The organism is Anaerobiospirillum sp. NML120511 (assembly GCF_023050955.1).
In the GTDB taxonomy this organism is placed as follows: Bacteria; Pseudomonadota; Gammaproteobacteria; order Enterobacterales; family Succinivibrionaceae; genus Anaerobiospirillum.
This window is the reverse complement of sequence record NZ_JALKIK010000001.1, coordinates 180898-192921: the sequence shown is the minus strand read 5'-3', so window position 1 is coordinate 192921 and position 12024 is coordinate 180898. Positions and strand designations below refer to the sequence as shown.

Annotated in this window: 5 protein-coding genes; 2 read left to right on the top strand and 3 right to left on the bottom strand. The window is 48.9% G+C overall.

Annotated features, from left to right (window positions below):
- The first annotated feature begins 1072 nt into the window (after positions 1-1072).
- Positions 1073-4246 (top strand): autotransporter domain-containing protein, encoded by a 3174-nt coding sequence (locus MXE39_RS00345; RefSeq protein WP_246977774.1) that lies wholly within the window; start codon positions 1073-1075, stop codon positions 4244-4246.
- A gap of 77 nt (positions 4247-4323) precedes the next feature.
- Here MXE39_RS00345 and MXE39_RS00340 read toward each other — a convergent pair whose 3' ends face one another.
- Positions 4324-5661, bottom strand: a complete 1338-nt coding sequence (locus tag MXE39_RS00340) for a hypothetical protein (protein ID WP_246977775.1) — start codon at positions 5659-5661, stop codon at positions 4324-4326.
- 897 nt (positions 5662-6558) lie between these two features.
- Here MXE39_RS00340 and MXE39_RS00335 point away from each other — a divergent pair.
- On the top strand, positions 6559-7779 hold the full coding sequence (locus MXE39_RS00335; protein ID WP_246977776.1) for an iron-containing alcohol dehydrogenase: 1221 nt from the start codon (positions 6559-6561) through the stop codon (positions 7777-7779).
- A 359-nt stretch (positions 7780-8138) separates the two neighbouring features.
- On the opposite strand, the gene MXE39_RS00330 is transcribed toward MXE39_RS00335, so the two are convergent.
- Together MXE39_RS00330 and MXE39_RS00325 are read right to left on the bottom strand one after the other, a co-directional pair.
- Positions 8139-9095, bottom strand: a complete 957-nt coding sequence (locus MXE39_RS00330; protein ID WP_246977777.1) for a flagellin — start codon at positions 9093-9095, stop codon at positions 8139-8141.
- Between the two features lie 624 nt (positions 9096-9719).
- Positions 9720-10655 (bottom strand): flagellin, encoded by a 936-nt coding sequence (locus MXE39_RS00325; protein ID WP_246977778.1) that lies wholly within the window; start codon positions 10653-10655, stop codon positions 9720-9722.
- Between the last annotated feature and the right edge of the window lie 1369 nt (positions 10656-12024).

Below are 12024 nucleotides of genomic sequence, written 5' to 3'. Positions count from 1 at the left end.
CTCCCAGGAGCGCTCAAATGGACATTACCATGAGCCTGAGCCATCGCCTGAGCCATCGCCTGAGCCAACGACAGAGCCTGAGCCTGCGCCGACGCAAGCACCAGGTGCGCCCATGGCAGATGCTATCTGGTCAGGCCACGGAGCCCGAGACTGTGCCGGCATCTGAGAATGCGCCAGCTCCTTAGACTGTACACTCAACCATCATTTGCCCACCCGATGGACCTTTAGACCGGCCGCAAAAGAAGCCCAACGTCTGAACACTCTACAGGACCATTCATCAAGAGCCTGTCTTTGTCCCGACCTTGTCCCTGTTTGTGAACTACAAGTTGCATTACCAGGGCAACCATTCAAATGCAGACGATATCAATTCAACCACTTGGCTGTGTACTATCTGAAATCTGGACTGGCAATAATGCAGACAGAAAATCTGCAATAGCCTCAGCTGGCACAGTCAGGCACGTAGAGCCTGTCTGTCACAGGCAAGGAGGTCAGCAATCTGAGCAAAGATGAAGTGGCAAGCAAGTCAAACATGGTCCAGCAGCCAGTCTGAGTGCAGAAAATGAAGAGGACATCCAGCATCAACTGTGGAATATAAAAACGGGCAATATGACAGCTCGGGTCATGACCTGAACATTGCAGGGAGGTCGGACAAAATCAGCCCAGGCATGGTGATATGTTTCATATCTATCAGAAAATCAATGCATCAAAATTGTGCCCGGAGTGATATATCAATTATAGATTAATGTCTATTTATAGATAGGCACGGATACATTCATTTTCTGTGATGAGGAAACAGCTGAACTGCGTTTGAGTTTCCTTGATTATCCCTGTTTTGATGCGTACGGGAAGCACAGCTCAAAATTTAACAAAATGGCGGATTTGCCGATATTGTCAGTCGAAGCAAAATGAATAAAAGCTTCAAAAGCTATGAATCGACCTGCATAAAAGGTTACATTCTGTACTGCAGGCTCCTGTCGTGAACAGATCAAGTACAGGTGCTCTCTTAATTCCTGACATCAAAAAACCTTAGCCGGCTCTCACCAGCGGCCAGTGCTGTAATTTTGGAGTATGTATGCAACATCCATCACAAGATAATGCAGTTCATGCGACTGCTGGCTCAACAGGCTCCTCAAAGCTGAAACTTAGTCTGCTCACAGTTGCCCTGTCCTGTTTACTTACTGCCTGCGGATCTGGCGGTGGTGGCGGTGGCGGTGCCAGCAGCTTCATTCCAGGCCCTGGCGGCGGCGGTGGTGGTGGTGGCGGCGGCACCTCACCTGTTACTCCACCACCTCCAGACGGAGGCGATGGCGGAAGTGGTGACGGCAGCGGCGGCTCAGGCACTGGCGGCCCATTCAGGCCAACCGAAATCCCTAATGTATCCAATGTAAGTCAGGCAAGCTGGCGCAGTGCCAACCCAAGGTCTCTTCCATATCTGGGCATTATTGACTCTGCTTTTACAGCAGGAAGCGGTCTTACCAATGTGGGCGGGGCATCACCGGGCAACTATAGCTCACACGGCTCTATTGTTTTTTCCACTCTGTATGACAATCTGAGCCCTGAGCTGAAAAGCGGCGGCGTAAAGATGCGTGGCTATACAGCAGGTAATGCTGCTAATGCGACCAGAATCAGCGTAAGTCTGGACTACTTTAAGGATGCCTATAACAACGGCGCACGTGTTTTTAACAACTCATGGGGCGGTTCACCTAACTCAGCCTCAGCCCAGGGCAATGTCACTGCAGAAACCAGAGTTGTAACCGGTCTTCCGTCAAACCCTGATTCAATAAAGGACAACAGTCTGGTCGCCGGCATATGGGATCTTGCTGCTAATAAGGATTCGATCATTGTTTTTGCTGCAGGTAATGACAACCTGAAAGAGGCCGATGCCTATGCCCAGATTCCTACTGCAGCCGGTTATGAGAAAGCCCGTAAAGGCTGGCTGGCCGCCACTGCACTTAATGGAGAACACGGTGCTATTGCCGGAAATGGTCAGGGCAATGCATCTCCAGTACAGTATGCCAACTACATTGGTAATGACGCCATGCTTTGGGGTATTGCTGCCAATGGTAATGCCAGTAGTGAGGTAGGTACCTCCTTTGCTGCTCCTCGTGTCAGCGCAACAGCCATGAATGTATGGTACAAGTACCCATGGATGAGTAATCATCTCGTTACCATGTCCATTCTTACCACAGCTGACAAGATGTCAGGTGGCAAGAAGGACAGCGGTATCACTACAGGCCCGGACAACATCACAGGTTGGGGAGCCCTGAACAACAGCCGAGCCATGAATGGCCCGGCCATGCTGCATAATGACCTTATAGGTCAGTTTGCTGTGGAATCAGGTAGATTGACAGATGATGGCTATACAGGCTCTGCCAAATTCGTTGAAGTCAATGTTAAAGACGTAGTTGATTACCGTCTTAATGACTCAAACTACACCTGGTCAAATAACATTACCGGTCCAGGAGGCATTTATAAGACCGGTCCTAAGCCTCTGATTCTGACTGGCAATAACAACTTTAGCGGCGGCATTGTTGTCCATCAGGGCCAGATGCACCTCAGAGGCAATAATACAGCCCCTATTTACAACGGTACTGGTGGCGAGCTGGTGCTGGGTAAATACAATCCTGCTACCTCAGGCACAACTGATCAGATCACTCTGGCTGCGATTTCGAGCAAAGGTAAGACCTCTGTTGTAGGCCCAGTTCAGGCTGGTGCCGTTAAAATGAGTGGCAGCTCGGCCAAACTTCAGATTGACCTGATTGACGGCTACCTCAGTGCCAGCAGTGTCAACCTGGATGCCAGCAATAACAAGGTATATCTGTACTCATATCAGGCCACCAATCTTGGAACCGTAGGCAGCTCTGTTACTCGTGATGTCATTAAACCAGGCAGTGGCAATTATCAAGGCGCATATGATGCCAGCGCTGCATTTGGTTCAATTAGCGGTCTTCAGATAAATAACGGAACCAGTAGTACTGGTACATTACAGAATAGCAATGGTACTTACCAGGTCACCTATCAGATTCCTACCCGTACCAAGGCTGTAAGGTCTATGGGACTGGCCAATGAGCAGACCCTGAGTACAGCAGCATCGCTCGATGGTCTTATTGCGGGCCTGCAGAACACTCAGAGCCAGCAGCAGGCTGCGATTGCAGCTGGGGCTGGTAACAGTGCTGCACGCAGCGCTGATGGTGCTCAGGCAGTGGCTGCCGTATCAGCAGCTGGCGATTCTGGAGTTGCTCCGGAGCAGACTGAGGTTTACAGCTCACCTGCCTATCAGGCAGCCCTGAAGCTGGTTAACACTCCTGCAGCAGATTTTGCCCGTGTAATGGACAGTCTGTCAGGTGAAATCCATGCCAGCTCTCAGAACATCATCGCCCGTCAGGCTCAGGTGGTTAACCGTACTGTAGCTGAGCGTATGGCCGCCGTACGTATGCTGGGCATGGACGGCTTCTACGGTGATGCCGGATATAACGATATCGAGCTTTGCCAGGACGGCTTTGCCGGTACTGATACTTCAATCTATACCGCTCATGTTGGTTTTGACCGTCGTATTGGTGATAACTACATGATTGGTGCTGCACTGGCTCAGTCTCATGCCAAAACCACTTTTGGTGAGCTGGGCGGCCGCACTGAGATTGATCTGAGCAATGTCTCCTTCTATGGTTCATACAGACAGGACTGGTTCTATGTAGCCTCCCGTCTGGGCGCAAGTTACATTGACTCTGACATCAGACGTGATGTAATGGATGCTCAGGTACACTCAGATCACACTGACTGGTATGCCAACTGGTATAACGAAGCCGGTATGCAGCTTGAGTTTGGATCTGTGCGTTTCAACCCTTATCTTGGCCTTGATATCAACAGATTCCACCGTGGTTCTTTTGCAGAAAAGGAATATGCTCTGGGCATAGAGGACAGTGCTGAGGACTACAATGGCCTTGATCTGTATATTGGTGCACGTATGGCCATGCAGATGAGCTCCTGGCTGCAGCTTACTGCTGAGCTTGAGCATATGACTGCCCTTAAGGACGTAAGCTACGACTTTGACGGCTCTTATCTCAATACCGGAATAAATGCCCATATCAACGGCATAGAGCGCTCAGATAATCTGACCTCGGCTGCCCTTGGTCTGTGGGCAACCTTTGGTAACTTTACCTGGGGTACCCGTCTGCGTTCGGGCTTTGCTGATGCCAGCGATCTTGAGGATCTGAGCTGGAACGTCAGCATGAACTATCAGTTCTGATGAACTGACCTTCCAGGTCGTTGACCACAACAAAAAGGGCTCCTTGAGGGAGCCCTTTTTGCTGGTTAAAAGAAAGATCAGGCAAGTTTGACCATGGTACGTAATGCTCTGATGGTTACTTCCAGCTCGTGGTCTTCAATTCTGGTGGTGTTTTCCAGAGCTTCAGTAAACTGAGAGCAGGCCAGCTCACGGTCACCACCAGGGGCAATGGCACAGTGCTGGGCATCAGCAGGACCCCAGCCTGAGGAGTCCTCTTCAAAGGCATTGCCTACAGCATCCCAGTCAATTTCATTGTTTACCGGCTGGGCAGGTGCTGGCTCATCACTGTCCTCCATATCAAGAAGGGCACAGGTTGCAGCACGGCAACGGGCAAAAACAGCAAGGTAAAGAGCATGATTAAGCTTTTGCTGTTCGTCAGTGCAGTGTTCAACCAGATCAGCGGCTGCCTTGAGATGCTCATTAAAAGTACGGTGGGACTGGTGCAGATAAGTAGGGTTAAGTTTCTCACTGAAGGAGAACATTTCGCGCCATACCTGGAAAATTTCACAGAGCAGGCCAAAACGTGCTTCAGCCATACGACGGACTGCAGTACTGTTACAGCTGCAGCTGCCGTAGGCACTGCCACTTTCACCGGTGTTGTCACTGCTGGCGTTGCCACAGGCATTGTCAGCATCATGGGCTGAACCCACAGCAGCGCTGTACTGCTCAGAGGCTTCCTTGAGGGCAGCGTCTATCTCAGGGCCTCGAGCACGCAGATAAATACCAAATTCATCTGCTTTGCCGCCAGCATAAAAGAGCATGCCCAGTGACATGGTGCGGGCAATCAGACGCATGCCGCTTGAGGTGTCCAGAGGTAAAACGCGCATGAGACGGGCGGCTTCCCAGGCGGTCTTTACCAGGTCAAGACGTTGCTGTTCCTTGTCAGCATCCTTAACCAGCAGGGTCTGCAGACCAAGCACAGCCTTTACTTCCTGAGTAAAGGCCAGCTCTTCAATTAATGCCATCTGAGCGGCATGAGTCTGCTGAGCCTGAGCTGCAGCTTCAGCATCTGCTGCAACCTGCTCAGGACTGTCTTTATCTTCAGTTGCACCATTGCCCTTATTAGCAGTGCGCACATTGCTGCGGGTAGCTGCATTTTCAGCAGCTTTGCGTCCTGAAGAATCGGAAGTGCCACCTGTTACAGTCTTGCCATTACCCTGGCCAGATGGGCTGTTGCCCGGAGCAGCAGCTGGTGATGAGAAGTCAAAAGTTCTGGCTGGGGCTGATGCGAACATGCGGCTGCACCAGGCGTTAACCATTTGCTCCCACTGACGGTCTGCGTACTCAAGTGCTGCAGGCAGGCGGGAGCTGTCATTGTCTCCGCTGTGCAGTTTATGGCCTGCGGCAAGTTCCAGTACGCGGGCGCTGATGTCCATGGCTTATCTCCTCTACAAACTACAGCTAAAGTTTATAGCACAGTGCACAATCTGACCACTGCAATATGCAGCTTTTGCGGCAACTGCGATATTTCTGCACAAAAAATCCGCGCCATATCCACACCTGTAAAACTCACACAACAGATTTTCACACATCCTTAGCCAAAATCAGGAACAGCCAGTCCGCCTTCAGAAATGCGCTCTGCAGCGCACTGCCTCCATCCTCGCATTCACGTTTGAGCGCATTGCAGCTCTGTATGCGGCTATGATTAAGCGTTTTGCAGGCCAAAATTAAGCCTTGCTTGCAATGCTCTGCAGACCGTCACACAGACTTGCTGGAGCGATCTACAGTCCGTCACACAGTCATGCTTAAGCGCGCTGGGGCCAGCCATGCAGTCATGAGTATGCGACTGCACTCCTCAATACCGCCCGACTTGCAGGGCTCAAAAGTACGCCACTGGTTTATGCCTGCTGCCACATGAAACCTGCCGTTCATACCTGCATGCAGTTACTGTCTCCTGGCCTCTAAACGGCACTGGAGCACACTGATGCAATGATCAATGCATGTTTTCATTTAGCAGCGTTTATATTTAGCCATATATAAATATATTATGAGCAGCCACAGCATGTGCTCCTGTAACTGCTGTTGATCTTTGATCAGAGCTCAGATCAAGTCCACAGTCACTAAAGGCTGACACGGGTATCAGATACCATAAGGCTGTTAACAGACTGAACAGATGTCATAAGGAATATTGGACGGGGACACGACATGTCTGCTGGAGCAGTTCAGGGCATAAGTGCTTACACCTGCTGATCTTGATGAAACTGTGTCTGGTGAAAAGAGGTTGCTTGCATTAAGATCGTGGCAGTCCCCAGTAACCAAGGCAGGGAGAGAGCATGGAAAATTTCGACTATCAGCGCCGTACCTTTATGATGTTTGGCCGCGCCCGTGAAAATGAGGTGGGCTCCCAGGTAAAGATTGAGGGCGGACGCAGAGTGCTTCTGCATTATGGCGTTGAGGCTCTTGATAAACCTGATCTGCTTGACCGTATTCGTCGCTCCCTTGATCGTGCCGGTCTTGAGATTTTTGATCTCAAGTTTGATGACGAAAACGAGCCATCACTGGACTCAATCTATAGAGGCATTGCATTTTGCCGCCAGCATCATATTGATACCATTGTCGCAATTGGCCGCTCCAATGTGATTAACAGCGGAAAAGTTCTCAGTGTCGGCGCAATTTACAATGGTGATGTGCTCGATTTCTTCGTTGGAACCCGTGATCCCGCTCATTCACTGGCTTTAGGTGCTCTGGTAACTACTCCTGATGCCGGTGCTGAATGCTCTCCTGTCTGTACCATTGTTCAGATCCGTGACGGTATCAGTCGTAAATTTACCCGTTCCAGCCCGCAGTTCCTGCCTCGCTTTGCCATTCTTAACCCTGAGCTGTCACTGAGTACCTCACGTGACGACACCCTTCTGGGTTCAATGGACATGATTACTCATGTCATTGAATGCTATTTCACCAATACACAGAATGTTCAGATTACTGATGAGCTCTGTGAAGGCCTGCTGCGTACCATCTTGCGTATTCTGCCGCAGATCCTTGAAGAGCCTAATAACATTGAAGCCCGTGGTAACCTGATGCTGGCCGGTACTCTTGCTCAAAATGGCATGTGCAGCCTTGGTCGTGAGCCTGACTTTGCTCTGCATGCTCTTGAGAGTGCCTTAAATGCCGTTTACGGTACCTCACATGGTGGGGGACTGGCTGTTCTTATCCCGGCATGGCTTACCTATTGTCTGCCCGCCAATATCATGCGCATGGCTCAGTTTGCCAACAGGGTATTTGGCATTCCTATGAACTTTGATGATCCTGAGTCTACTGCACGATCCGGTATCAACGCGCTGCGCAACTTCTTCAGTGACTGCGGTCTTCCGCAGAATTTTATAGACATGGGCATTCCGGTAGTTGACGTATCCCGTCTGGTAGCTGAGCTCAACCTCTCCGAGAGCAACAGCCTTGGCTGTTACGTCAAGCTTGATGCCTATGCCTGCGAATCAATCTACACCATAGCCTATACCTGGCGACCAGGCCAGGAGGTCCGCCGCCTGGGCATATAGCCCTTCATAATCTCACCACACAGCCGCCGTAGCCGCAGCAACCTTAAAAGCAATCGACAGTCACAGCCACAGCAACCGACAGCAAAAGCTGCAGCTGCAGCTTTAGCCACGACCATAGCCATAGCAATAGCCATAGACATGGCCAAAGCCATCCAATGGCAAAACTGTAAACCTGCCCGTGATAAGCCCCGTCATTCTTACAGGGGCATAATCACATCTTACATAAGAAGCACAACATTCTGCCACATATTCTTTATAAAATAATATGTATAAATATCGACAGATATGGATATATTGGGCGATTAAAAAGGCGGGTATTATCCCGCCTCGATGATAAAGAGAGATAGAAATCTGTTCTATTAACCGCCTAACAGGCTCAGGGCGATAGTTGGACGCTGGTTAGCCTGAGCAAGAACGGACTGTGATGCCTGCTGGATAATGTTGTTCTGAGTCAGTGCTGCAGTCTCAGAGGCGAAGTCTGTGTCTCTAATTCTGCTACGGGCATCAGACTGATTTTCGGAGATGTTAGCCTGATTACGGATAGTGCTCTCCATTCTATTTTGTAAAGCGCCCAGTCCGGCACGCTTGGAGTCAACAACCTGAATCAGGGCATCAATGTGCGCGAGGGTATTGGTTGCAACCTGAGCAGTACATACGCCAAAACGCACTACGCCAGCACCACCAGCGCCACCGCCGCCACCAGATAAGACCAGACCTTTTGCACCATTTGCTGTTACATCACCTTTTGCAATGCCGGCAGCGTCGCCGATTGAGGACAGGGTAAATGCCATGCCCCAGTCGAGGTCCAGGGTGTTACCTGCGTTTGCACCTACCTGAAAAGTTAATTTTCCATCGGCTGGAATAAGACTGTTAGGATTGTTGGTTTTATCGTATTTGCCATTGAGGACCAGCTGACCTGCAAAAGTGGTTTGCTTGGCGATACGGGTAATTTCAGCAGACAGCTGGGTAACTTCTTCCTGAAGTGCCTTGCGGTCTGCAGCGGAGTTAGTGCCGTTGGCGGACTGTACGGCCAGTACACGGATACGCTGGAGCATGTTGGTAGTTTCGTCCAGAGCACCTTCAATTGTCTGGGCCAGAGCGATACCGTCATTGGTGTTACGGTTGCCCTGATTCAGACCATTGATCTGGGAAGTCAGTCTGTCGCTGATCTGCAGACCGGCAGCGTCATCCTTGGCAGAGTTGATTCTCAGGCCTGATGAGAGGCGCTGGTAGCTGGTATTCAGGCTAAGAGTGGCATTACTCAGTTTGCGCTGGGCATTAATCGAACTGACATTCGTGTTTACGTACAGGGCCATAACTTTTCTCCTTTATAAAGCAGAAAGATCGACCTTACAAAGACAAGGTCATTTCACTTTCCAAGGCCTGTCTGCCTCGGACAGTTGAGCAGACCTTTCTATATTTCTCTTAAAAGTAGTTGAGCAACGCATATGCCAATATAACGCATAAATCTATGCAAATAGGTAAAACTTTACTGCTGGTAACGCATTAATATGCCGTTCGTCTCTCTGCATGAAAATACCACATAGATGTAACTTTATGGGTAAAACACGCCAGATTATCTGTTATGTAAGAGTAATGACTGCAAAATGACAGAACATATTTACGTTTCTTTTTGTCCTTGCCACTTTGTGCAATTCAATCCGCACTGACATGGCAAGACGATCTTTTATACTCCCTTAAATACAGGAACCATAAAGCATTTAGGACTGCTTGAGCATAGTTTGATCTGAAAGTCATGATAAGGAGGATGATGACGCTTCGCTGCTAACATTCTCAATAATTTCACATTAAACTGACAAATAGTAATACATAACGATTTATAAAGAATTTCAAAATAGACGTAGTTCAATGTGTAAGGTCATTAAAAAGGCGGGTGTTACCCCGCCTCGATGATAAAGAGAGAAAGAAATCTGTAATTATTAACCGCCTAACAGGCTCAGAGCGATAGTTGGACGCTGGTTAGCCTGAGCAAGAACGGACTGTGATGCCTGCTGGATAATGTTGTTCTGGGTCAGAGCAGCAGTCTCAGAGGCGAAGTCTGTGTCTCTAATTCTGCTACGGGCATCAGACTGATTCTCGGAGATATTAGCCTGATTACGAATGGTGCTCTCCATTCTATTTTGTAAAGCGCCCAGTGCTGCGCGCTTAGAGTCTACAGCCTGAATTAGGGAATCAATGTTCTCTAATACATAAGTTGCACGTGATGCAGTGGAGATAGCAAAACGTATTTTACCATTCTCTTCAGTAAAGCCTTTTTTGGCTTTGTTATCCTTAAGATCACCAGCATTTTTAAGACCAGCCTGTGATGCGATGCCACTTAAGGTGAACTCTGAGCCCCAGTCAAGAGTAAGGGTGTTGCCGGCGTTAGCACCTACCTGGAATACCAGCTTTCCATCTGCTGGAATTAAGCTGTTCTTGTTATTGTTGGTGTATTTGCCGTTGATGACCAGCTGACCTGCAAAGGTTGTCTGCTGTGCAATACGGGTAATTTCCTCAGACAGCTGGGTTACTTCTTCCTGAAGAGCATCACGGTCTTTCTGGGAGTTGGTACCGTTGGCTGACTGTACGGCCAGTACACGGATACGCTGGAGCATGTTGGTGGTTTCGTCCAGAGCACCTTCAATTGTCTGAGCGAGGGCGATACCGTCGTTGGTGTTACGGTTACCCTGATTCAGACCATTAATCTGGGTGGTCAGTCTGTCGCTGATCTGCAGACCGGCGGCGTCATCCTTAGCTGAGTTAATGCGCAGACCTGATGACAGTCTCTGATAGGAGACATTGAGGTTCAGAGTCGCATTACTGAGTTTGCGCTGGGCATTAATCGAACTGACATTCGTGTTTACGTACAGGGCCATAACTTTTCTCCTTTATAAAGCAGAAAGATCGACCTTACAAAGACAAGGTCATTTCACTTTCCAAGGCCTGTCTGCCTCGGACAGTTGAGCAGACCTTTCTATAATTCTGTTATGCAGTATTGAGCAACAGGTATGCCATAAGTCTGCGTAAAGGACGGGGTGCAGGCAAAAAATATGTAGATAAGGGGCATAAATAAGCGCTTTGTCCTTCAAAGTCAAAAAATTACATATGGAGATCTGGCTATATTTCTAAGTCGCATAACATGAATAATTGTAAGTTAACTGGTGCTCGAATGCGCTCAAGTACTTTAAATCCAGAGTTTGCTATGCCTGCGAGCATATGAACTTGCCATTGGTGGCAAGAATGTAAATGCAATGCCGTAGGAATCATGAAATATGGCAGTAATACGAACCTGTATGGCGTAGAGGAAGCCTGTACCAGGCCTAAGCATCCCAAGGGTATTCAAAAGCCATAATCATCAATAATTTCCAGCCACATTCATGCAGTGTGAGGGCCAGAGCGTGGGGCAAGAGTTTGTGGCCATAGTGTGGGCTCATAGTATGGGGCAGATCGTGGGCCAGAGCGTAGACCAGGGTATGCGCCAGAGCGTGGGCCAGAGCGTGGGAGTATGGTGTGGGGCCATGGCTGTGAGGCATGGGTAGCAGTATGGATATGAGTGCTCGCTTATGTTCTGAGGTTTTTTGCGTCTGCAGGTGTGTTGTAGAGGGATGTGCTGGGAATTAGACGGATGGCAGTGTTTTCAAAAGTGTTTTGCATTGTCTTTTCTCCTGATGCAGAAAAGCTCTGATGCGTTTGTGATTGTGCCCGGTAGTATGCTGTTTATACAGGCTGTTTGCGGTTCGTCTGGACTCTTCTTTGCCATCACGAAAACACACTTGTTTAACCATTGCAGATAGCCTGTTAGTGACGAGGGTCACATATAGTCACAGGTGGTATTTGCTGTGTTAAAACCAGGTAAAGCTTTATGGCAGTAATGCCATTATTTTTTAACAATAACAGATCAGCTGCATAGACAGCATTCAGGGGGATTTTCCTGGTCTTCCTGGACTCCGTATATGTTTTAGTGGAAGGTAGATAAATCAGGTAAACAGGCTGTTTTTGTGGCTTGTTTATAAGTTCATCCATTTCAGTTTTGCTGTGGTTTCTGGAGCCTGCTGAGCGGATGAAGGTACATGGACAGGTGGTGAATGATAAGCAGTCATTTTGCCAGTGCAATATGACATTATGCTCTGTCATTTGGGGACATTTTTCTTAGTGAGTTACTGCCGGTAAGATGCGGTGCTGGCGGTACTTTTGGCTGAGATAAATGATCAGAATTCAAACTGTCAGCTGGAGCTTTTTATTATC

What these genes read in the sequence shown, in the direction of transcription:
- MXE39_RS00330 (WP_246977777.1), bottom strand. Translation starts at nt 9,095, where the DNA reads ATGGCCCTGTACGTAAACACGAATGTCAGTTCGATTAATGCCCAGCGC.
- MXE39_RS00325 (WP_246977778.1), bottom strand. Translation starts at nt 10,655, where the DNA reads ATGGCCCTGTACGTAAACACGAATGTCAGTTCGATTAATGCCCAGCGC.
- MXE39_RS00335 (WP_246977776.1), top strand. Translation starts at nt 6,559, where the DNA reads ATGGAAAATTTCGACTATCAGCGCCGTACCTTTATGATGTTTGGCCGC.
- MXE39_RS00340 (WP_246977775.1), bottom strand. Translation starts at nt 5,661, where the DNA reads ATGGACATCAGCGCCCGCGTACTGGAACTTGCCGCAGGCCATAAACTG.
- MXE39_RS00345 (WP_246977774.1), top strand. Translation starts at nt 1,073, where the DNA reads ATGCAACATCCATCACAAGATAATGCAGTTCATGCGACTGCTGGCTCA.